The 23,036-nt window shown below is 60.3% G+C and carries 17 protein-coding genes; 12 read left to right on the forward strand and 5 right to left on the reverse strand.

Annotated features, from left to right (window positions below):
• Nucleotide 1 precedes the first annotated feature (1 nt).
• From EDF75_RS12370 to pcaC, 5 genes are read left to right on the forward strand one after another with little or no spacing between them, the layout of a single operon-like run.
• Nucleotides 2-658, forward strand: coding sequence for a 3-oxoacid CoA-transferase subunit B (locus EDF75_RS12370; protein ID WP_123708122.1), 657 nt, complete (start codon nt 2-4; stop codon nt 656-658).
• Nucleotides 659-668: 10 nt separating this feature from the next.
• Nucleotides 669-1,871 carry a 3-oxoadipyl-CoA thiolase gene (gene pcaF / locus EDF75_RS12375; protein ID WP_133599985.1) on the forward strand — a complete coding sequence of 401 codons (1,203 nt, stop codon included), beginning with the start codon at nt 669-671 and terminating at the stop codon, nt 1,869-1,871.
• Nucleotides 1,872-1,880: 9 nt separating this feature from the next.
• Nucleotides 1,881-3,233, forward strand: coding sequence for a 3-carboxy-cis,cis-muconate cycloisomerase (locus EDF75_RS12380; RefSeq protein WP_133599604.1), 1,353 nt, complete (start codon nt 1,881-1,883; stop codon nt 3,231-3,233).
• Nucleotides 3,223-3,987 (forward strand): 3-oxoadipate enol-lactonase, encoded by a 765-nt coding sequence (gene pcaD, locus EDF75_RS12385; protein WP_133599986.1) that lies wholly within the window; start codon nt 3,223-3,225, stop codon nt 3,985-3,987. The genes EDF75_RS12380 and pcaD overlap by 11 nt, the downstream gene beginning before the upstream one ends.
• A complete protein-coding gene (gene pcaC, locus EDF75_RS12390) occupies nt 3,980-4,369 on the forward strand; it encodes a 4-carboxymuconolactone decarboxylase (protein ID WP_128878058.1) in 390 nt (129 codons plus the stop codon). Before pcaD ends, pcaC begins: the two co-directional genes overlap by 8 nt.
• Nucleotides 4,370-4,421: 52 nt before the next feature.
• Here pcaC and EDF75_RS12395 read toward each other — a convergent pair whose 3' ends face one another.
• Nucleotides 4,422-6,047, reverse strand: a complete 1,626-nt coding sequence (locus EDF75_RS12395; RefSeq protein ID WP_133599605.1) for a mechanosensitive ion channel family protein — start codon at nt 6,045-6,047, stop codon at nt 4,422-4,424.
• Nucleotides 6,048-6,295: 248 nt separating this feature from the next.
• Here EDF75_RS12395 and EDF75_RS12400 point away from each other — a divergent pair, with 248 nt between their 5' ends.
• From EDF75_RS12400 to EDF75_RS12410, 3 genes are read left to right on the forward strand one after another with little or no spacing between them, the layout of a single operon-like run.
• Nucleotides 6,296-6,751, forward strand: coding sequence for a MarR family transcriptional regulator (locus tag EDF75_RS12400; protein WP_133599606.1), 456 nt, complete (start codon nt 6,296-6,298; stop codon nt 6,749-6,751).
• Nucleotides 6,752-6,775: 24 nt separating this feature from the next.
• Nucleotides 6,776-7,954: an efflux RND transporter periplasmic adaptor subunit gene (locus tag EDF75_RS12405; RefSeq protein ID WP_133599607.1), complete on the forward strand. Its 1,179-nt coding sequence runs from the start codon at nt 6,776-6,778 to the stop codon at nt 7,952-7,954.
• 10 nt (nt 7,955-7,964) lie between these two features.
• Nucleotides 7,965-9,500: a DHA2 family efflux MFS transporter permease subunit gene (locus tag EDF75_RS12410; RefSeq protein WP_133599608.1), complete on the forward strand. Its 1,536-nt coding sequence runs from the start codon at nt 7,965-7,967 to the stop codon at nt 9,498-9,500.
• A 525-nt stretch (nt 9,501-10,025) separates the two neighbouring features.
• Here EDF75_RS12410 and fumA read toward each other — a convergent pair.
• A complete protein-coding gene (fumA, locus tag EDF75_RS12415) occupies nt 10,026-11,675 on the reverse strand; it encodes a class I fumarate hydratase FumA (protein ID WP_133599609.1) in 1,650 nt (549 codons plus the stop codon).
• Between the two features lie 53 nt (nt 11,676-11,728).
• The gene (locus EDF75_RS12420) at nt 11,729-13,240 is read right to left on the reverse strand and encodes an anion permease (protein ID WP_133599610.1); all 1,512 of its coding nucleotides are present in this window, start codon (nt 13,238-13,240) and stop codon (nt 11,729-11,731) included.
• Nucleotides 13,241-13,874: 634 nt separating this feature from the next.
• Here EDF75_RS12420 and EDF75_RS12425 point away from each other — a divergent pair.
• Both EDF75_RS12425 and EDF75_RS12430 read left to right on the forward strand, forming a co-directional pair.
• The gene (locus tag EDF75_RS12425; protein ID WP_133599611.1) at nt 13,875-16,652 is read left to right on the forward strand and encodes a flavocytochrome c; all 2,778 of its coding nucleotides are present in this window, start codon (nt 13,875-13,877) and stop codon (nt 16,650-16,652) included.
• A 54-nt stretch (nt 16,653-16,706) separates the two neighbouring features.
• Entirely contained in the window at nt 16,707-17,660 is a 954-nt protein-coding gene (locus EDF75_RS12430) for an FAD:protein FMN transferase (protein WP_133599612.1), read from the forward strand.
• Here the strand turns inward: EDF75_RS12430 and dcuR are convergent.
• The gene (gene dcuR / locus EDF75_RS12435) at nt 17,641-18,360 is read right to left on the reverse strand and encodes a two-component system response regulator DcuR (protein WP_045858444.1); all 720 of its coding nucleotides are present in this window, start codon (nt 18,358-18,360) and stop codon (nt 17,641-17,643) included. The genes EDF75_RS12430 and dcuR overlap by 20 nt on opposite strands.
• Nucleotides 18,357-19,976, reverse strand: a complete 1,620-nt coding sequence (locus EDF75_RS12440; RefSeq protein ID WP_133599613.1) for a sensor histidine kinase — start codon at nt 19,974-19,976, stop codon at nt 18,357-18,359. Before EDF75_RS12440 ends, dcuR begins: the two co-directional genes overlap by 4 nt.
• Nucleotides 19,977-20,150: 174 nt before the next feature.
• Between EDF75_RS12440 and EDF75_RS12445 the strand changes: the two genes are divergently transcribed.
• Together EDF75_RS12445 and mqo are read left to right on the forward strand one after the other, a co-directional pair.
• A complete protein-coding gene (locus EDF75_RS12445; protein ID WP_133599614.1) occupies nt 20,151-21,071 on the forward strand; it encodes an N-acetylmuramic acid 6-phosphate etherase in 921 nt (306 codons plus the stop codon).
• A 265-nt stretch (nt 21,072-21,336) separates the two neighbouring features.
• On the forward strand, nt 21,337-22,989 hold the full coding sequence (gene mqo / locus EDF75_RS12450; RefSeq protein WP_133599615.1) for a malate dehydrogenase (quinone): 1,653 nt from the start codon (nt 21,337-21,339) through the stop codon (nt 22,987-22,989).
• The last annotated feature ends 47 nt before the right edge of the window (nt 22,990-23,036 follow it).

Consider the following 23,036-nt stretch of genomic DNA (forward strand, 5'->3'; position numbering starts at 1 on the left):
GATGCAAAAATTAACTCGTGATGAAATGGCCCAGCGCGTGGCGCGCGATATTCCGGAAGGGGCCTATGTGAACCTCGGTATCGGTTTACCGACCCGCATCGCCAACTATCTGCCCGCGGATAAAGAGGTGTTCCTGCACAGTGAAAACGGCCTGCTGGGCATGGGCGGCAGGCCGCAGCCCGGCGAAGAGGACCCGGAGCTGATTAACGCCGGGAAAGAGTACGTCACGCTGCTCAAAGGCGGCTGTTTCTTCCACCACGGCGACTCCTTTGCCATGATGCGCGGCGGCCACCTCGATATCTGCGTGCTCGGAGCCTATCAGGTCTCTGCCCGCGGCGACCTCGCCAACTGGAGCACCGGCGCGCCGGACGCGATCCCGGCCGTAGGCGGGGCGATGGACCTGGCTATCGGCGCCCGTCAGGTCTTCGTGATGATGGATCATCTGACCCGCGACGGCGAGTGCAAGCTGGTCGAGCACTGCAGCTATCCGCTGACCGGCGTTGGCTGCGTCAGCCGAATTTACACCGATCTCGCGGTTATCGATATCACCCCCGGCGGCCCGGTGGTGCGGGAAATCTTCAACGGCCTCTCTTTTGAGGAGCTGCAGCGCATCACTCCGGTGGCGTTGACCTTCGAACATCTGGCGAAAAGCGCGTAAGGAACCTATGATGAATCAGGCATTTATCTGTGATGCGGTGCGTACACCCTTCGGTCGTTTTGCGGGCACCCTGGCGCCGATGCGCGCCGATGATTTAGGCGCGCTGCCGCTCAAGGCGCTGCTGGAGCGCAATCCGGGACTGGATCCTTCGCGCATCGATGACGTGATTTACGGCTGTGCAAACCAGGCCGGCGAAGATAACCGCAACGTCGCGCGCATGGCCCTGCTGCTGGCCGGGCTTCCGGAAACGGTTCCGGGCAGCACCATAAACCGTCTGTGCGGCTCGAGCCTTGATGCGATCGGCGTCGCAGCGCGGGCAATCAAAAGCGGCGAGACTCAGCTGATGATTGCCGGCGGAGTAGAGAGCATGTCGCGCGCGCCCTTCGTCATGGGCAAGGCCGAAAACGCCTATAGCCGCAGCATGCAGATTGAAGATACCACTATCGGCTGGCGCTTTATCAACGCGCGAATGAAGGCGCTGTACGGCGTCGATTCGATGCCGGAAACCGCCGAAAACGTGGCCGCTGATTTCGCGATTTCGCGCGCGGACCAGGACGCTTTCGCCCTGCGCAGCCAGCGGCGAACCGCGGAGGCGCAGGAAGCAGGGCGCTTTACCGATGAGCTGATTGCGGTCTCGATCCCGCAGCGTAAGGGCGAGCCGCTGCTGTTTACCCGCGATGAGCACCCGCGCAGCACCTCGCTGGAGGCGCTGGCGAAGCTAAAAGGCGTGGTGCGCGCCGACGGTTCGGTGACCGCCGGCAACGCGTCCGGGGTCAACGACGGGGCCTGCGCGCTGCTGCTGGCCAGCGAGCAGGCGCTGACGGCGAACGACCTGCAGCCGCTGGCGCGCGTTGTCGGCGTGGCGACCGCCGGGGTCGCGCCAAGAATTATGGGCTTCGGTCCGGCTCCGGCAGTACGTAAAGTGCTGGCGCTGACCGGGCTGACGCTGGCGCAGATGGACGTGATTGAACTGAACGAAGCCTTTGCCGCCCAGGCGCTGGCGGTGACGCGTGATTTAGGCCTGCCCGACGACGCCGCGCACGTTAACCCCAACGGCGGGGCGATTGCCTTAGGCCATCCGCTGGGCGCCTCCGGCGGGCGGCTGGCGATGACCGCCGCCTATCAGCTGCGGCGCACCGGCGGGCGCTACGCGCTGTGCACCATGTGTATCGGCGTCGGCCAGGGAATTGCGCTGATTATTGAACGCGTTTAAGGAGCCAAAATGAGTTTGCTGACCCCGATGATGCGCAGCAGCCCGCTAACCGCCTGGTTTAGCGACGCGCAGCGGGTACAGGGGATGCTGGATTTTGAAGCGGCGCTGATCCGCGCCCAGGCCGCCTGCGGGACGGTGCCCGAGGCGGCCGTCGCGCCGGTGGTCAACGCCTGCCGGCATTCGCTTATCGATTTCTCCGCGCTGGGTGAGGCGGCGGCCCGCGCCGGTAACCTGGCGATCCCGCTGGTCAAACAGCTCACCGCCTGCGTGAAGGCCGCGGACCCGCAGGCCGCGCGCTACGTCCACTGGGGAGCCACCAGCCAGGATGCTATCGACAGCGGTCTGATTCTGCAGCTGCGTGGCGCGCTGGCGGAGACCGATTCGCTGCTGCAGCGCCTGATGGCTGAATTTGCGCGGCAGGCGCTGCGGCATCAGCATACGGTGATGCCGGGGCGCACCTGGATGCAGCACGCGCTGCCGGTGACCTTTGGCCTGAAGCTGGCGGGTACCCTCGATGCGCTGCTGCGCTGGCAGCAGCGGCTGCGAGAAATGCGCCCCCGCGTGCTGGTGCTGCAGTTTGGCGGCGCGGCGGGCACCCTCGACTCGCTAAAAGGGCACGGACCGGAGATCGCCGGGCGGCTGGCGACCGAGCTTGGCCTGGCGCTGCCGGACGCTCCGTGGCACAGCCAGCGCGATCGGCTGCTGGAAGTGGGGGCCTGGTACGCCGGAGTCTGCGGGACGCTGGGAAAATTTGCCAACGACTTCTCGTTGCTGATGCAGACGGAAGTTGCCGAAGTTGCGGAGCCGGTCGCGAAGGGCCGCGGCGGTTCGTCGACGATGCCGCACAAGCGTAACCCGGTCGGCTGTGCGGCGATCCTCACGGCGGCCCAGCGTACGCCGGGCCTGGTGGCCTGCCTGTATGCCGGCCAGGTTCAGCAGCACGAGCGCGCGCTCGGCGGCTGGCAGGCGGAGTGGGAGACGCTCCCGGAGCTGATTACCCTCGTCGGCGGCGCGCTGGAACAGTGCGTTGAGCTGGCGCGCGATATGCAGGTGTTCCCGCAAAAAATGCGCGCCGATCTCGATATTACCCACGGCCTGATTATGGCCGAAGCGGTGACCCTGGCGCTGGCGGAGTTTATCGGTAAAGCCGACGCCCATCATCGGGTCGAGGCGCTGTGCCGCCAGGCAATTGACCAGTCGCGCCCGCTGCAGGCGCTACTGGAAAACGACCCTCAGGTCAGCCAGCATCTTAGCGTAGCCCGTTTAACCCAGCTGCTGGACCCGACAACGGCTACCGGCAGTGCGGAAATTTTTGTGCGCCAGGTCGTGGCGCGTTACAAGGAACAACATGATGAACCTTGATTACCAGATTGACGGCCCGGAAGGTGCGCCGGTTATCGTTCTTTCTAACTCGCTGGGCACCACCCGGTCGATGTGGCAGCCGCAGCTTGGCGCGCTAACCGCGCGGTTTCGCGTGCTGCGTTACGACACTCACGGTCATGGTCAGACCGCTAAAAGCGGTAAAGTGACCCTCGCCCAGCTTGGCGAAGACGTTATTGCGCTACTCGATCACCTGCAGATAGAGAAAGCCTGGTTTTGCGGGATTTCGATGGGCGGGCTGACCGGACTGTGGCTGGGACGCTTCGCCCCGGAGCGATTTTACGCCATTGCGGTGGCCAATACCGCCGCGCGAATTGGCGATCAGGCCAGCTGGCTCTCGCGGGCGCGAGCCGTCCGCCAGGAGGGGATGGACGTGGTGGCCGCCGGCGCGGCGGACCGCTGGTTTAGCCACGCCTTTCGCCAGAAGGCGCCGGAGGTGGTCGAATCCCTGTGCCATCAGCTGACCCATAGCGATGCCGAGGGCTATGCCGCCTGCTGTGAAGCGCTGGCGGCGGCCGACCTGCGCAGTGAAGTCGGGCACATTAGTCTGCCAACCCTGATTATCGCCGGGGAAAGTGACCCTGTCGCGACGGTGGCGGATGCCAACTTTCTTCATCAGCAGATCCCCGCCTCGCAGGTGGTGGTGGTCTCCGCATCGCATCTGTCTAATATCGAAGCGGCGGGGGCATTCAGCGCCGCATTACTGGGATTCTTCCGGGGAGAGCAGCATGGATGACAAGGCGCGTTATCAGCAGGGAATGGCGGTACGACGTCAGGTGCTGGGCGATGCCCACGTCGACCGCACGCTGGATAAGCTGACCCCGCTCAATGAAGAGTTTCAGGACTTTATTACCCGCTACGCGTGGGGCGAAACCTGGACCCGACCGGGGCTGGATCGCCATACTCGCAGCATGATCACCATCGCGATGCTGATCGCGCTTAATCGCGAAGCGGAGCTTAAAATGCATCTGCGCGCTGCGTTTAATAACGGCGTGACCCGCGATGAGCTCAAGGAGCTGATTATGCACTCCGCGCTCTACTGCGGTCTGCCTGCGGCCAACGCCACGATGCATTTGGCGCAGCAGGTGTTTGACGATCTGGACGCGCAGCAGGCCTAGGCGCCCGCGTTCTCAGGCCGGCCGCGGGCGTTTGCGGCCGGCTCTCCTCGCGTTAACCCTCTTTTTTGTTTATCTCTTCCGGCGCGGCCGCCGGCGCGGCGTACCAGTTTTCCTTCGCCACCACCACCGGCTCCTTCGGCTGCAGGACAAAGTTAGGCGACATTATCTGCACGTTAAACTCGTTGAACACGTCCAGCACGCTGCCGTGCAGCGCATTACGACCGTCTGGTACGGTGGTTTCGGCAAGCAGCCGCACCTGCAGCTCGTAGGAGGCGTACCAGTCCATCAGCGCCAGCTTGCGCACTTTTGGCGGCTGGCCAGGGTCGATGCCCTCAGCGCGGTGCGCCGCCAGCTCCAGTAGGGCGCAGACCTGGCGCCACGGCGTATCGTAGCCAATCGTCACGCTAACGGTAAGGTTAACCCCCTGGCCGGGGTCCTGCGCGCTGAGGTTAACGATCTTGCCGCTCACCACCACCGCGTTGGGGACGGTGACGATGTAATTTTCACGGGTCTGGATCTTGGTTGCCAGCATGCCGATTTCGCTGACCTGGCCCTCATCGCCGGCGATGCGGATCCAGTCCCCTTTATGCAGCGCGCGCGAGTAAATCAGCACCAGCCCGCTCATCGCATGATTCATGATGCCGGTTGAGCCCAGGGTTAACATCAGGCCGAAAAAAACGCTGATGCCCTTAAAGGCCAGCGAATTAGCCCCGGGGAGAAAAGGGTAAGCGGCGGAGAGGGCAAAAAGCCAGATTGCCGCGGAGATGAGCCTGCGGGTGGCGCCGACGGTCTCCGGGTGCAGGCCGGGGATATGCAGGCGGCCGGCTTCAACCTGGCCGAGCAAAACCTTGACCAGGCGGATAATAAACCAGGTTATCAGGAAGATAATCAGCACAATCAGCAGACCGGGCAGCGAAGAGAGTATCGACAGGGCAATCTCCTGGATAACTTTCAGCGACCACTCGCCCAGCGATTCGCTCCACACGCGGGTCCACGGAAAGAGGCCGAAGGCCCAGCTCAGCCAGGCGTAAAGCGCTAGAATGCCGAGCAGCGCCATCAGCAGGGCATAGAGCCGGGTTTCAATATTGCCGAGGAAGCGCCGCCAGTTCTGCGGGATCCAGCTGCGTTTCTCGAGAATGCGCAGAGTGAAAAAACGCCGCACCCGCCGCCACGAACGGTACGCGGCGTAGTAAAGCAGGGCCAGAGCCAGGGCCCCGGCCAGGGTTTTGCCGGCCGACAGCAGCAGATATGAGCGGTTGTACTGTTCGCGCAGGGAGGTTCGCTGCGCCTCAATCCGGGTGAGCGCGCGCTGCGCCGCCCGATCGAGGGTCAGATCGTCGCCTTCATCAAGATCGGCCTGGCTGAGCAGCATCACCGGTTTGTTGTTCATCATAAACAGGCGGCCAGGCAGGTTGTAGCGGGTAACCGCCACCACCTGCAGCGGCTGGCTGATGTCGGCCTCCGTGAAGGCGCGCAGGGTATTACGTACCCGCAGCACGCGCTCTTCGGGGGTGGTCTGGCCGAAGGTTGCCTGCAGCATGACGATCGGCTGGTGGAAGATAAATACCGTGCGCGCCCGCTCGCGATCCGTCGGCTGCTCGCGCGGCTCGGCGGCGTGAAGCGGGAGCGCCAGCAGCAGCGCCAACCATGCCAAAAACAACGCCCGTACTCTGTTCATAAGCCGCACCCGGAAAGCGAATATTTTTGTTATTTTTCAGGCGGTCCAGCGCACCGTCTGACCTGAACCTGCTTTGAGCATAGCCGAGGGTCAGGCGAATTCAAGACTCGCCAGCAGGGGAGCGCCGGTGCCCGGGAAGCGGCAGGGGACGCCTCATCCTGACAAAATGTGCGATCTTCTTGACACAGCATTGACAAATAAATGCCTGGTCAGTAATTTCATTTGTAATTACTGACCAGGCAAATATCATGAATAAGCATCCGGGTATTATCAATAACAAGTTCCATCTGGGTTTATTAATCCATCTGGCAAACCAGTATAAAGATCAGCTCATTAGCCAGTATTTCTCCGGCATGGATATCACGGCCGCCCAGTTTAAGGTGCTGATCAGCATCTATAAGGGCGTCACCAGTCCGGTTGAGATTAGCAAAAATCTGGTCATGGACGCCGGGGCGATGAGCCGCATGGTGGATCGGATGGTCAAGCGCGATCTCATCAGCCGTTCGCCTAATCCGCAGGATAAGCGGCAGGTCGTGCTGGCGCTGAGCGGCAAAGGCGAGCTGATTTGCGAGCGCTTTGTTAATGAAGCGCTGGCGTCAATCATCAGCGACCTTACCGCCCGACTGACCCCCGACGAGTCTCGTTTACTGGTAGAGCTAATGACAAAAATGCTGCCAGACGAAATTGTTGCCCCTCATCGCTAACGTATTCAAGAAGGTCCGGACAAGATGGAAACCACACCTGCACAGCACGCCGAGCGCGGCAGCAAGCGCAAACGCAACTTTATTATTTTACTGATTATTCTGCTTCTGGCCGCCGGCGGCGGCGTGGCATGGTACCTGCTGTACGCCCGCTACTATGAATCGACCGACGATGCCTACGTTAACGGCAACCAGGTGACGCTCACTCCGCAAATCGGCGGTACGGTGACCCAGGTCACGGTGGACGAGGGGGATTTTGTGCAGAAGGGGCAGCCGCTGGTGCTGCTTGACCCGAGCGATACCGAAATTGCGCTGCAGCAGGCGGAGGCTAATCTGGCCAACACCGTGCGCCAGGTTCGCGGTCTCTACAGCACGGCGGATAACTACCGCGCGCAGGTGGCGGCGAAAAGGGTCGCCCTGCAGACGGCGCAAAACGACTACGCCCGGCGGCAGAAAATCTTCCAGAGCGGCGCCATCGCGGCGGAAGATCTCTCCCACTATCGCGACGCGGTCACCAGCGCGCAGAGCGACTTAGCCGCCGCTCAGGAGGCGTTACGCACCAACACCGCGATGGTTGACGATACGGTTATCGATAGCCATCCTGAAATTAAAAGCGCGGTAGCCACGCTGCGCCAGCGCTATCTGGATAATTCGCGCAGCACCATCGTTGCCCCGGTCAGCGGCTTCGTAGCGAAACGCGCGGTCCAGCTCGGCATGCGCGTCGATTCGGGGACCACCCTGATGGCTATCGTGCCGCTGAATGAGGTGTGGGTCGATGCCAACTTCAAAGAGAGCCAGATGAGCGGGATGCGCCTGGGGCAGAAAGTGACGCTCAGCGCGGATCTTTACGGCGACGACGTGGAGTACCACGGCACCATTGAGAGCCTGGGCATCGGCACCGGCAGCGCGTTTTCGCTGCTGCCGGCGCAGAACGCCAGCGGCAACTGGATCAAAATCGTCCAGCGTCTGCCGGTGCGCATCGCGCTGGACCCGCATGATATGCAGAAAAACCCGCTGCGCGTGGGGCTGTCGATGAACGTTCGCGTTGATATTCGCGATACCGAAGGCCATCTGCTGCCGCAGCAAACCGTTAGCGCCCCGCGTTTCACCACGGATGTGTATCAGAACCCGCTGGAACAGGCGGACCAGCTGGTGGCTAAAATCCTTCATGACAACAGCAAAGCGGTAGCCGCCGGCGCCCGTTAAGAGAGACGTTATGCAAGATAAGGCCGCATTTACGCCGCCCAATATGTGGCTGGCGGTGCTCGCGCTGTCGCTGGCCACGTTTATGCAGGTGCTGGACTCCACGATTGCCAACGTGGCGCTGCCGACGATCGCCGGCAACCTCGGGGTGAGTGCCGATCAGGGGACGTGGGTTATCACCTCGTTTGCGGTGTGCAACGCCATTGCGCTGCCGTTGACCGGCTGGTTTACCCGGCGCTTCGGCCAGCTAAAGCTGTTTATCGGCTCGGTGGTGCTGTTTACCCTGACCTCGTTCCTGTGCGGGTTTGCCCACAGCATGAGCGAGCTGATTATCTTTCGCGCCCTGCAGGGCTTCTTCGCCGGGCCGATGTTCCCGATGTGCCAGACGCTGCTGCTGGTTATCTTCCCGTCGAGCAAGCGCAGCATGGCGCTGGCTCTGCTGTCGATGGTGACGGTGGTGGCGCCGATTGTTGGCCCCATTACCGGCGGCTGGATCACCGATAACTACTCCTGGCCGTGGATTTTCTACATCAACGTGCCGATCGGCATCTTTGCCGCGATTGTGGTCTGGACGCAGATGCGCGAGCGTGAAGAGACCACCACCCATGCGCCGATTGACTACATCGGCATTGCGCTGCTGGTGCTTGGCGTCGGGCTGCTGCAGGTGGTGCTGGATAAAGGCAACGACCTCGACTGGTTCGCCTCAATCCATATCGTCATTATGTCGGTAATTTCGGCGATATCGCTGGTTTCGTTCGTTATCTGGGAGCTGGGTGAGCGCCACCCGATAGTCAACCTGCGGCTGTTTAAGGACCGTAACTTTGCTATAGGTACGCTCTCGCTGACCCTGGGCTACGCGGCGTTTTTTGCCATCAACATCATTCTGCCGCAGTGGCTGCAAACCCAGATGGGCTACACCGCCATCTGGGCCGGGCTTGCCGCCGCGCCGATGGGCGTGCTGCCGCTGGTGATGACGCCGATTATTGGCCGCTACGCCAATAATTTCGATCTGCGTATTCTGGCTTCGCTCTCGTTCCTGACCATGGGGGCCTCCTGCCTTATTCGCGCGCAGTTCAACACCGACGTCGATTTCCGCACCATCGCCGAAGTACAGCTGTTTATGGGGATCGGCGTGGCGTTTTTCTTTATGCCGATCACCACTATCGTACTGTCGAACCTCAGCGGGGCGGAGGTGGCGGAAGGTTCCGGTCTGGCAACCTTCTTCCGCGTGCTGGGCGGCTCGTTTGCCTCCTCGCTGACCACCTGGATCTGGTCGCGGCGGGAGGTGTTCCACCATGCCAACCTGACCGAAAGCGTCTCCGCCTATAATCCGGCGGCGGTGGACTACGTGGAGAAGATGGGTGGAGCGACCCAGCAGCATATGGCGCTGATCGATAAAACCATCGAGCAGCAGGCCTATATGATGTCGACCATCGACTATTTCTGGGTGTTAGGCTGGGGCTTTATGGCGCTGATCGTGGTTATCTGGTTTGCCCGTCCGCCGTTCAGCCGCGCCGGAGCGCCGGGCGCGCCCTCGGCCGGCCACTAGCCGTGCGCGTGCGGGGCCGAAAGGCCGGTCTGCTGGTCTGGCGGTGTTCAGCTCACCGGACAGCTGAGGCGATAAAAGCGGCCTGTCCGCATGGTCACCGCATGGTCACCGCATGGCTTCAATCATTGTTGCTCTCCGCCATTGTTGCTATCCGCAACGATGGACGCCAGGTGGCGAAAAGGCATGCAGCGGGGCCCTGGACCCCGCTGAAATCGGCGAACCGAAGGCCGGAAGACAAGGGCTGGCCGCCAGGGATGGCGGCAAGAGGCGAATCGAGACAGGAGCGAGCCCCGGAACGGGCGAGCAGGTCGAGTTGAGCCGACCGCAGGCTGCAGGCCGGGAGGTGAGCGCAGTGCGCAGCACCGATTTCCGTGCGGGACCGCGGGGATTGTTAAGGGGAAGACGGTTATCTTCCCCTTAACCCGGTCACCTCGCACTGAGGCCGCATGTTCTGCCTGACGTATGGTGAACGGAATACCTCTTAGCTAAATGATACCACGCAGCGCCCGGCTTTAGCCGGCAACATTACCGCTGGGCACAGCCGTTACACTGCTGGTTCTGGATCTGCTGGAAGAAGTCGTTGCCTTTATCATCCACCAGGATAAACGCCGGGAAGTCCTCCACCTCGATTTTCCAGATCGCCTCCATTCCCAGCTCCGGATAAGCCACGCACTCAAGGCTCTTAATACTCTGCTGCGCCAGCACCGCCGCCGGCCCGCCGATGCTGCCAAGGTAGAAGCCGCCGTGCTTGTGGCAGGCATCGGTCACCTGCTGGCTGCGGTTGCCTTTTGCCAGCATCACCATGCTCGCGCCGTGGGACTGCAGCTGATCGACGTAGGAATCCATGCGCCCGGCGGTGGTCGGCCCCAGCGAACCGGAAGCGTAGCCGTCCGGCGTTTTGGCCGGACCCGCGTAGTAGATCGGGTGATCTTTAACGTACTGTGGCAGCGCCTCGCCGTTATCCAGCAGCTCCTTGAGCTTCGCGTGGGCGATATCGCGGGCGACGATAATCGTGCCGTTCAAGGTCAGGCGGGTTGAAACCGGATGGGCCGAAAGCTGCCCGAGGATGTCGCTCATCGGCTGATTGAGGTCGATGCTGACGACCTGGCCTTCACCCTGCTGACGCAGCGCTTCCGGGATGTACTGGCCGGGATTGCTCTCCAGTTTCTCAATCCAGATCCCGTGACGGTTGATTTTCGCCTTAATGTTGCGGTCGGCGGAGCAGGAGACGCCCATCCCAACCGGGCAGGAGGCGCCGTGGCGCGGCAGGCGAATCACGCGGATGTCGTGGGCAAAGTACTTGCCGCCGAACTGCGCCCCGAGGCCGAGATTCTGGGCGGCCAGCAGCAGCTCCTGCTCGAGCTGCACGTCGCGGAACGCCTGGCCGTGCGCGTTGCCCTCCGTTGGCAGGCCGTCGTAATAGTGGGTGGAGGCCAGCTTAACGGTTTTCAGCGTCGATTCCGCAGAGGTTCCGCCGATGACGAAAGCAATGTGGTACGGCGGACAGGCGGCGGTGCCGAGGGTACGCATCTTCTCGACGAGGTAGTCCTTCAGCTTTGCCGGGGTGATCAGCGCCTTGGTTTCCTGGTAGAGATAGGTTTTGTTGGCCGAGCCGCCGCCTTTTGCCATGCACAAGAATTTGTATTCGTCGCCGTCAACGCTGTAGAGGTCGATCTGCGCGGGCAGGTTAGTCCCGGTGTTGACCTCTTTATACATATCGAGGGCGGCGTTCTGCGAATAGCGCAGGTTATCTTCGGTATAGGTGTTGTAGACCCCGCGCGCCAGCGCGGCCTCATCGCCGCCGCCGGTCCATACGCGCTGGCCTTTTTTACCCATGATAATCGCCGTGCCGGTGTCCTGGCAGGTTGGCAGAATCCCCTTAGCGGCAATCTCGGAGTTACGCAGGAACTGCAGGGCGACGTATTTGTCGTTTTCGCTGGCTTCCGGGTCCAGCAGGATTGACGCCACCTGCTGCTGGTGGGAGACGCGCAGCATAAAGGCCGCGTCGTGGAAGGCGTGCTGGGCCAGCAGAGTGAGCGCTTCAGGCGCAACCTTGAGGATCTCCTCGCCCTCGAACCCGGCGACGCTGACGTGCTCTTTGCTCAGCAGATAGTATTCAGTCTCATCTTTCGCCAGCGGAAACGCTTCCTGATAAACAAACGGTTTAGTCGACATTGTTTAAGCTCCCTAAGAGTAAAACCGCCGGGAGTGACCCCGACGGTTGTGAATCAGAACATCATGGACATCCACGGATAGCCAATCAGCAGCAGGGCGGCCAGGAAGATGGCGCCGAAGATGGTGCCGAGGCGCCAGTAGTCTTTGGTCGGCAGATAGCCGCTGCCGTAGTAGATCGGGCTGGGGCCGGTACCGTACGGGGTGATGATCCCCATAATGCCCAGCGAGGTGACCATCAGCAGCACGAACACCTGCATATTCATCCCCGGAATGGTGGAGGCGATGGTCAGCATCGCCGGCAGCAGCGCGGTGGTGTGGGCGGTGGTGCTGGCAAACAGGTAGTGCAGCAGGAAGAACGCCAGCAGCAGGACGACCGTCGCCACGCCCGGCGAGATGCCGCTCATCAGCGCGCCGCCCTCTTTACCCAGCCAGGCGATAAAGCCGGTAGAGGAGAGGCCGTCCGCCAGCGCCACCAGGGTGGCGAACCAGACAAAGGTATTCCACGCCGCTTTATTATTGGTGATATCGTTCCATGACAGGACCCCGGTCCACAGCATCAGGACGATAACCAGCAGGGCCGCCAGCGCCGGCTCAATCCACTCGGCGGCGAAGATCCACATCGTCAGCGCGAAGCAGACGAACACCAGCAGCAGAATCTCATTACGCGACAGGCGGCCGAGCTTTTCCAGCTCGCGCGCGGCCCACAGGGGCACTTCATCATTGACCTTCACCTCCGGCGGATAGAACCAGTAGGCCAGCAGCGGCATCACCGCAATCAGCAGCACGCCCACCGGCAGGAAGGCGATAAACCAGGTGCCCCAGGAGATATTGATACCGACGATACTTTTCACCAGCGCCAGCGCCAGCAGGTTAGGCGCCAGCGCCGAAAGGAACATCGAGCTGGTAATACAGGCGGCGGTAATGGCGACCCACATCAGATAGGAGCCGATGCGGCGGGCGCTAGGGTCGTTAGGCTTAGAGCCATACAGCGGCGGCAGGTTGGCGATAATCGGGTAAATGGTCCCGCCGCTGCGGGCGGTATTCGACGGGGTGAAGGGCGCCAGCAGCAGGTCGGCAAAGGTGATGGCGTAGCCCAGCGTCAGGCTGCGGCGGCCAAGGTACTTCACCAGAATCAGCGCCAGACGGCGTCCAAACTGGGTTTTGTCGTAGCCCGCGGCAAACATAAAGGCGCCGAAAATCAGCCACACGGTAGAGTTACCAAATCCGCTGACCGCCCACTTAAACGAGGCGCCGGCAAGCTTGAATTTGGGGTCCGCCAGCTGCGCCGGGTCGAACAGCAGCCACTGGCTGCACAGGGCGATAACCACCACCCCGGTGATGCCGATCACCGCCCCGGGAAGGGGTTCGAAAATCAGGCCGACGATCACGCCGACGAAAATGGCAAAGTAGTGCCAGGCATAGGGCGGAAGGCCGTCAGGCACCGGAACGAAGAGCAGCATTACGGCCACGATAATGGGCAGCGCCATCATCAGCAGACGACGCTTATCAGCAGCCTTAGGACTGGCTGCGCCGGCAGGCGATATGGTTGTCTTTTTCTCTTTCATAATGAGTATCTGCAAGTAGTTGAAAATAAGTTTGAGCCGTCGGTGATTTTTGCTTTCTTTAATTTCAAAACTTTCTTTAGTTATTAATAGTTGGTTTCTATTATCACCGCGACGGTTATTTAACGCATTTTTTATGGCGCTAAATTAAATCTGTTTGTTATTTATATATTGCTCTTTGATGTCGAATTGCAATTGATTGAGATCAATAAACCCAGGGGTCTGGCGTTTTTTTTATTTTTCGCAATAACCCCTGTGGTGAGGGTGGTTATTTGTATGAAATACCGCTAAATGTTAAATTTTAGTCGATTTTTAGCATTTATCCGGCAAGGTGAATTTACTTAAAGTATTGATTTATTTGGTTTTAAATAGAGATGGGTGATTTTATTTTTATTAACAAAAGTGTCTTGTTTGTTATCAATATTATGCTTTGTGTAAACGTTGTATTTTAAAATAATAATACAATGGGAGTAGTGATGTTATTGTTGGTATTAAATAGTTTTTTAACTAACGTAAGTGATTTGGTAACTAAAAAATTCGCTATATTATTAACATGACAACAGGAATTAAAAACACAACCAAAAATAAATTCCTTAGCGAATTCTGAATTTCAATATTTAAAATCTGGAGTGTTACTATGACCAGTAATCAACGTATTTTGCAGCCCTTTACCTTACCAAACGGAACTGAGCTAAAAAACCGCCTGTTTATGGCGCCGATGACCACCTGTACCGGCTATTATGACGGCTCGGTCACCAGCGAGCTGGTGGAGTACTACCGCGCCCGTGCGGGCAGCATCGGGACCATCATCGTCGAGTGCTGCTTTATCGATAGCTATGGCCTGGCCTTCCCTGGCGCCATTGGCATCGACAGTGATGAAAAAATTGCCGGCCTTGCCAAAATTGCCGACGCCATCCAGGCGGAAGGGTCGAAGGCCATCCTGCAGATCTATCACGGCGGCCGGATGGTCGACCCGCAGCTAATCGGCGGTCGCCAGCCGGTCGCGCCGAGCGCGCTGGCCGCCCCGCGCGACGGCGCCGCGATGCCGCGCGCGCTGAGTACAGAGGAAGTCGAGGAGACCATCGCGAAATTCGGTGACGGCGTTCGCCGCGCGATTCAGGCCGGTTTTGACGGCGTCGAAATCCACGGCGCCAATACCTATCTTATCCAGCAGTTCTACTCCCCGAACTCTAACCAGCGCGACGACTGCTGGGGCGGTAGCCGCGACAACCGCGCCCGTTTCCCGCTGGCGGTGCTGGAGATCGCCCATAAAATGGCCGGCCAGTACGCTGATGACGCTTTTATTATCGGCTACCGCTTCTCGCCGGAAGAGCTGGAAGAGCCGGGCATCCGCTTTGAAGACACCCTCTATCTGCTGGAAAAGCTGGCGGCGCGGGGCCTCGACTATCTGCACTTCTCGGTAGGCGCCTCGCTGCGTCCCTCCATCGTTGATACCCGCGATCCGACGCCGCTGATTGAAAAATACTGCGCGCAGCGCTCCGCCAGCCTCGCGCAGGTGCCGGTGATGGGCGTTGGCGGGATCGTTAACGCCGCGGACGCCGAGCAGGGGCTGGATCACGGCTACGATCTGATCGCCGTCGGACGGGCCTGCATCGCCTATCCGGACTGGACCGACCGCGTTGCCGATGGCGAAAACCTGGAGCTGTTTATCGACAGCACCCGGCGTGAAGCCCTGCATATTCCGGAGCCGCTGTGGCGCTTCTCGCTGGTGGAAGCGATGATCCGCGATATGAGCATGGGCGACGCGAAGTTTAAGCCCGGCGTCTTTGTCGAAAGCGTACAGGATGAGGCCGGGGAGCTGGTGATCCACGTCAGCCTTGAGAACGACCGCATCGCTGACGTTGAGCTGGCCTCTGCCGCGGTACAGACCGTGGAGTTCACCACCAGCTTTGAAGAGATCCGCGAGCGTATTTTGACCGCCAATACCCCGCACGTTGACGCCATCTCCGGCGCCACCAGCCAAAGCGAAGCGGTGAAAAAAGCGGTATCCAAAGCGATGCTGAAATCGAGCAAAGCGCTGGCAGCTGAGGAAGGCGGCGACGATCGGGCGGTGAAAAGCTACGACGTGGTGGTGGTCGGCAGCGGCGGCGCGGGTCTGGCGGCGGCGATTCAGGCCCACGACGAAGGCGCCCGCGTGCTGATCGTTGAAAAAATGCCGACTATCGGCGGCAACACCATTAAAGCCTCCGCCGGGATGAACGCCGCGGAAACGCGCTTCCAGCGGGTAAAAGGGATCGTCGACAGCAAAGAGCTGTTCTACGAGGAGAGCCTGAAGGGCGGGCATAACAAAAACAACCCGGCGCTGCTGCGCCGCTTCGTGGAGAACGCCCCCGAGGCGATCGAGTGGCTGGCCCGTCGCGGGATCATGCTGAACGACATCACCACCACCGGCGGGATGAGCATTGACCGTACCCACCGTCCGCGTGACGGGTCGGCGGTCGGCGGCTATCTGATCAGCGGCCTGGTGCGCAATATCAGCAAACGCGGGATTGACGTGATGCTGGATACCTCGGTCGAAGAGATCCTGATGGCCAACGACGAGGTGAGCGGCGTGCGTCTGCTCAACGACGAGCAGGAGCGCATCGAGGTGCAGACCAGGAGCGTCGTGGTCGCCACCGGCGGCTTCAGCGCCAACAGCGCGATGGTGGTCAAATACCGTCCGGACCTCGCCGGTTTTGTCACCACCAACCATAAAGGGGCCACCGGCGGCGGCATCGCGCTGCTGGAGCGCATCGGCGCCGGCACCGTAGATATGGGCGAAATCCAGATCCACCCGACCGTTGAGCAGAAGACCTCATACCTGATTTCGGAGTCGATTCGCGGCGGCGGGGCGATTCTGGTGAGCCAGCGCGGTCAGCGCTTCTACAACGAAATGGCGACCCGAGATAAAGTCTCGGCGGCGATTATCGCGCTGCCGGAGCAGTACGCCTGGATCGTCTTTGACGAGCACGTGCGGGCAAAAAACAAGGCGGCCGATGAATACATCGCCAAAGGTCTCACCACCAGCGCCAGCTCCCCGCGCGAGCTGGCGGAGAAGCTGGGGATGGATTACCATGCCTTCCTTGCCACCCTTGAGCGCTACAACGGCTTTGTTGAAACCCAGCGCGATGAGGATTTTGGCCGCACCACCGCGCTGCGGGCGCCGATTAACGAAGGGCCGTTCCACGCGATCCGCATCGCCCCGGGTGTTCACCACACCATGGGTGGGGTGACGATTAATACCGCGACCGCGGTGTTAAACACCGCTCAGCAGCCGATTCCGGGCGCCTACGCCGCCGGAGAAGTGGTCGGCGGCATCCACGGCGGCAACCGCATCGGCGGCAATGCGGTGGCAGATATCATTATCTTTGGTACCCTGGCTGGCCACCAGGCGGCAGTACGCGCCAGAGGATAACATTTAGCGATTTGCCCCGGCCGCGCGCCGGGGTCATCCACAGGAGCTGCAACCATGTCTGACGACAGCCGCGTCTATAGCTACTCCGCCGTGTTAATGGGTTCGCCCATTTTGCTTAAACTGTTCCGTCACGATGACGCGCTCGCCTCCCGCACCTTCCAGTTAATCAAACGCTACGAAGACCTGCTTACCGTCAACCGCGCTCACTCCCAGGTCATGGAGATTAACCATGCCGCCGGCCGCCATGGGGTTGCCGTCAGCCGCCCGGTGTTTCAGCTGATCCAGTGCGCGAAGGCCGCCAGCATGGTGCGGGATAGCGCCTTCAACCTGGCGATTGGCCCGCTGGTCAAGCTCTGGCGCATCGGCTTTCAGGGGCACAGCGTGCCGGCGGCGGCGGAGATTGCCGCCCGCCTGCCGCTGACCCGGCCGCAGGATGTGATCCTCGATGAGGCGGCGGGCAGCGTGTTTCTTGCCCAGCCGGGCATGGAGATCGACCTTGGCGCCATCGCGAAAGGCTATATTGCCGATCGGGTGCGGGATGACCTGCGGCGCCAGGGCGTCGACGCGGCGCTGATCAACCTCGGGGGGAACGTGCACACCCTCGGGGAGTGGTCCATTGGGCTGAAAAAACCCTTTGCCGCATCAGACCAGCTGGTGGGCACGATTGCGGTGAGCGGCCAGTCGGTGGTGACCTCCGGCGTCTATGAGCGCTATTTCGAGCAGGACGGCAGGCGCTGGCACCATATTCTCGACCCGCGCAGCGGCTATCCGCTGGATAACGAGCTGGAGAGCGTGACCATCATTTCTGACGACTCCCTCGATGGCGATATCTGGACCACCCTGATCTACGGCCTGGGCGTGGAGAAGGGACGCGCGGCGCTGCGTCAACGGGAGGATATTGAAGCGATTTTTGTGACTAAAAATCGCGAAGTGATCCTCTCATCGCAGCGCCGCTTTCGCTTTCAGCTGCTGGATAGCGGCTATCGGCTCACTGACTGTACTGCTTGAGCAGGCCGTACTGCTCGGCGACCAGCCGATAGCGGTAGACCGGGCGGCCGGTGGCGCCGTAGTGAATGGTGGTGTAGAGGATATTAATCTGCGCCAGCCAAATCAGATATTTGCGACAGGAGACGCGGGAAATATTCACCGCCACCGCCAGCTCGTCGGTGGAGAACTCGGTCGCCGGGTGGGCATCGATCCACTGGCACAGCGTGCGCAGCGTTTGCGAAGTGAGCCCCTTCGGCAGCTTGCGCGCGTCGGTGGCTTCCGGCGCGTCGCCGTGCAGCAGGCGGTCAACGTCAGCCTGCTCATAATATGTCTGTCCGGTCATCAGCTTTCTTTTCTCGCGCCAGGCGGTTAACGCCTCCTCAAAACGCGGGAACTGGAAGGGCTTAATCAGATAATCGATAACGCCGTAGTGCATCGACGTTTGCACGGTTGCGGCATCGGCGGCGGAGGTGATCATAATCACGTCGATGGCGCGGCCGGAGGCGCGAATGGTCGGCAGCAGATCCAGGCCGCTATCATGCTGCATATAGACGTCGAGCAGCACCAGATCGATCTCCAGCTCGCCGTCGTTAATCATCTCCCGGGCCTTATTCAGCGTCGATGCGGTGCCGCAGCAGCGGAAACCGGAAATCCTCGCCACGTACAGGCGGTTCAGCTCGGCGACCATGGCATCGTCATCAACAATTAATACATTTATCACGCACTGTTCCTTTTACTATCCCAGGGAAGGTGAACAAAAAATTGGGTAAATACGCCGGGTTCGGACTCGACGGCAAGCGTCCCGCCCAGTTCGCGCAGCTGCTGGCTGGCAAGAAACAGGCCGACGCCGCGATTCTCGCCTTTGGTGGAGAAACCTTTATTAAAGATGGCGTCGATATTGGCCTCCGGGATCCCCGGGCCATCGTCGCTCACTTCGCCGCTTAGCCAGCCGTTTTGATAGTGTAGCAACAGGCTGACTTCGCCCTCGTGCTGGCCGCTCATGGCGTCCAGCGCGTTCTCAATCAAATTACCCAGCACGGTGACCAGCACGGTGATCTGCTTTTCGTTCGGGCAGTCGGGGACGAGGCTCTCTTCCGCGAGGCTAAGGCTAAATCCGCGCTCTTTCGCGCGCTGGATTTTACCAATCAAAAAGCCGGCGACCACCGGAGATTTGATGCGGTGCTGGATTTCGCCGATGTCCGCCTGATAATTATGGGCGGTTTGTAGCACGTACTCCTCCAGCTTGTCATAGCTTTTCATATTCAGCAGGCCGAGGATCACGTGCAGCTTATTCATAAACTCATGGGACGTGGTGCGCAGCGCATCCACATAGTTGACCATGCCGTCGAGGCGCTGCAGCAGCTGGCTGACCTCGGTTTTGTCACGGAAGGTGCTGATGGCGCCGACGGTGGCATTCTGGCTGCGCACCGGCACGGTGTTGCTGATGAGCAGCAGGCCGTTGCAGCCGAGCTCGCGGTCGTAGATGGGCCTCCCGGTGCGCAGGACCTCCTGTAAATCCGCCAGCAGAGGCGTATGGCCGAGGGTTTTATCGGGGCCGCTGAACAGAATTTCGCGCGCGGCGGGGTTGATCAGGGTGACTTGTCCCTCGTTATCGACCGCCACCACCCCCTCTTTTAACGAATGCAGCATCGCCTGGCGCTGCTGGAACTGGGTGGAGATCTCCTGCGGCTCGAGGCCGAGCAGCACGCGCTTGAGGCCGCGCACCAGGCTCCAGGTTCCGATACCGCAGACCAGGGCGCTGAACAGCACGGTAAAGAGGACGTCCCAACGGCTGTTGGCGATCTGGGTATCGACCTTGCTGAGCGAAATCCCGATCGCCACGACGCCAATTTGCCGGTGGTTCGCGTCAAAGACCGGCGTAAAGGCGCGCAGGGCGGGGGCCAGCACGCCGTGGTTGACGGCAACGTTCTCCTTTCCCTGCAGGGTGGGATTAATGTCATCGCCGATAAACCGCTTGCCGATGATCTGGCTGTTAGGGTGCGAGTAGCGAATGCCCTGCATATCGGTGACCACCGCGAACAGGAGATCGTTGCGCCGAACGATCGCCTGCGCCAGCGGCTGAATAATATTGCTGTCCGCCGGCAGGGTCAGGCCGCGCTTCACTTCCGGCATATCGGCCAGCGTTCGCGCCACCGCCAGGGCGGTGTCCTTCAGCCCGTCGCGGGTGGTATCACTGATTTGGATAAACCACAGCGCGTACACCAGCAGCAGCACCGACCCCAGCACGCTGCCAATCATCAGCGTCACGGCGGTACTCAGCTTCATGCTCTTACGGCGCCTGCGTGCGGGCGGTTCCTGCTCCGCTAACTCGTTCATAACAACCCCTGGGTAAACAGCGAAGGCCTATTATCGCTGAAGGTGTGAATTTCTTAAAGGCATGTAAAAAAGCAATAAACCCGCCGCCGGGAGCCGGGAAGCGTGACCCCACTCGCAGGAGGCGAGATTAAATATCCCTATAGTAAATACGGAGTTATTTAAATGGAGGTTTTTATGAGCAGTAAGCCAACCGCTTTAATGACGGAACGACGCCACCCGGATACCCGCCGCATCGATACTCTTACCACCTATGACATGCTGACGCTGCTGCACGCCGACGGCCGGCAGATTGCCAACGCCATCGACGCCTGTCTGGCAGACATGACCCGCCTGGTCGATAACGCCGCCGCGACCCTGAGCCGCGGAGGGCGGCTGGTGATTGTCGGCGCCGGCGCATCCGGCCGCGCGGCCCTGCAGGCGGTCAGCGAGTTTGCGCCAGAGGAAAAACACTCCCTGGTGGGGCTCATTGCCGGCGGGCCGGCGGCGGCGCTGCAGGAGATGGAAACGGCCGCTAACGACTACGATCTCGGCGCCCTTGAGCTGCAGGCGCTGCGGTTCAGCGATAACGATATGCTGCTGGCGCTGACGGTCAGCGGCAAAACGCCGTGGGTGTGGGGCGCGATGCGCCACGCCTGGTCGCTCGGCGCGCCGGTTGCGGTGCTGACCCAGCAGGCGGATAGCGAAGCGGCGCAGCTGGCGGATATTATCGTGGCGCCGCAAACCGGCCCGGAAGCGGTGGCGGGGTTTGGTAACCCGAAAGCGCAGCTGGCGCAGCGGCAGCTGCTCAACATGCTGACCACCGGGCTGGCCATTCGCGGCGGCAGGGTCTTCAGCAACCTGCGGGTCGATCTGCAGGCCAGCAGCCCGCGCTGGGCTGAACGGCAAATTGCCATCGTTATGGAGGCCGCCGGCTGTTCGCGCAGCGAGGCGAAAGCCGCGCTTGCCGCCTGCAACCAGCACTGTCGGACGGCGATTCTGATGCTGCTCGCCGGGCTTGATGCGTGGCAGGCGCGGGAGCTGCTGCTGGAAAACAACGATCATCTGCGCATTGCGTTACGGGATAAAACGCATCAGCTGGCAGAGTCGCAGCGTTAATTATCAGCGGCGCGCTATAATTCCGCGCGCCGCTATTTTTGCCTTATGTAACTAAATAAACTGCCGTGTGCGCCACCAGCCCTCTAATTATCGCCCTGCGTTGACCCGTTTTAATTTCATTAATCATTTTCTGGTTTTTTAAGTTAAAAAAGTGAAATCAAATAATTGATTAACTGTGCGGAAAATGTAAATGATATTTTAAAATATAATGAAAGTGCGTTAACATGTTTACACTTATTTCATTATGCTATGCGATAATTCTATTATGCCTGCAATAAAAAACTCGATCTTATCTATGACCGCATTGGCGATGTTCGTCAGTACGGCAACCTACGCAAATACCGACGCCGCAAAGAAAACTGATTTTCTGCTGATTGGCGGCGGGATCATGAGCGCCTCGCTCGGGACCTGGCTGCAGGAACTTCAGCCGGACTGGAAGCAGGTGATGGTAGAGAAGCTTGACGGCGTGGCGCTGGAGTCCTCGAACGGCTGGAACAATGCCGGTACCGGCCACTCGGCAAACATGGAGCTGAACTACACGCCAGAGCGTGCGGACGGCTCTATCGACGTCAGCAAGGCGCTGGATATCAACGAGCAGTTTATGATCTCCCGTCAGTTCTGGACGGCGCAGGTTAAGCGCGGCATTTTGCGCGATCCGCACTCCTTTATTAATTCCACCCCGCACATGAGCTTCGTCTGGGGCGATAACGTGGATTATCTGCAAAAGCGCTATACCGCGCTGCAGCAAACCGCTTTATTCCAGGGGATGAAATTCTCCACCGACCATGCGCAAATTAAACAGTGGGCGCCGCTGGTGATGGAAGGGCGCGATCCGCAGCAAAAAGTGGCGGCCACCTGGACCCCGGTCGGGACCGACGTTAACTACGGCGAAATAACCCGTCAGCTGATCGGCAGCCTGAAGAAAAGTAATAACTTCTCGCTGCAAACCTCCTCTGAAGTTACCGCCTTTAAGCGTAATGCCGATAATTCGTGGCACGTGACGATTAAGAACGTTAATAGCGGCGACGAGCAGGCGATTGACGCGAAATATGTCTTTATCGGCGCCGGCGGCGGCGCGCTGAAATTACTGCAAAAGACCGGCATTCCGGAAGCTGATAACTACGCGGGCTTCCCGGTGGGCGGCTCCTTCCTGATGACCGAAAACCCGGCGGTGACCCAAGAGCATCTGCAAAAAGTTTACGGCCAGGCCTCGGTCGGCGCGCCGCCGATGTCGGTTCCGCATCTTGACGCCCGCTTCCTTGACGGCAAGCGTGTGGTGCTGTTCGGGCCGTTCGCGACCTTCTCGACTAAGTTCCTCAAAAATGGTTCGATCTTCGACCTGCTGAGTACTACCACCACCGATAACGTTCTGCCGATGACCCACGTCGGTCTCGACAACTTCGATCTGGTCAAATACCTGGTAAGCCAGGTGATGCTCAGCGACGACGACCGCTTTGCGGCGCTGAAAGAGTACTATCCGGCAGCGCGTAAAGAGGACTGGAAGCTGATTCAGGCAGGCCAGCGCGTGCAGATCATTAAAAGAGACGCCGAGAAGGGCGGGATCCTGAAGCTGGGGACCGAAGTGGTGGTCGACGAGCAGAAAACCATCTCCGCGCTGCTTGGGGCCTCTCCGGGCGCCTCTACCGCCGCGCCGATTACCCTGAACGTGCTCAAGCAGATGTTCCCGCAGCAGTTCAGCTCCGCGGAGTGGCAGAGCCGCATCCACGCGATCGTGCCGAGCTATGGCCAGAAGCTGAACGACAGCCCGGCGCTGACCCAGCAGGTGTGGGACGATACCGCCGCAACGCTGCAGCTGACCAAGCCGCCGGTGATTGATATGACCCACTCCCAGGCCGCCGCCGCGCCGTCTGCCGAGCTTAAGCCTGCGGAATCTCCGCAGCACGATATGGCGCTGTAGCCGCCGTATTAACTCCGCCCGCGTGCGTCATGCCGGTCAGCTCAGCA

This window comes from Klebsiella sp. BIGb0149, from assembly GCF_004362605.1.
In the GTDB taxonomy this organism is placed as follows: domain Bacteria; phylum Pseudomonadota; class Gammaproteobacteria; order Enterobacterales; family Enterobacteriaceae; genus Klebsiella; species Klebsiella terrigena.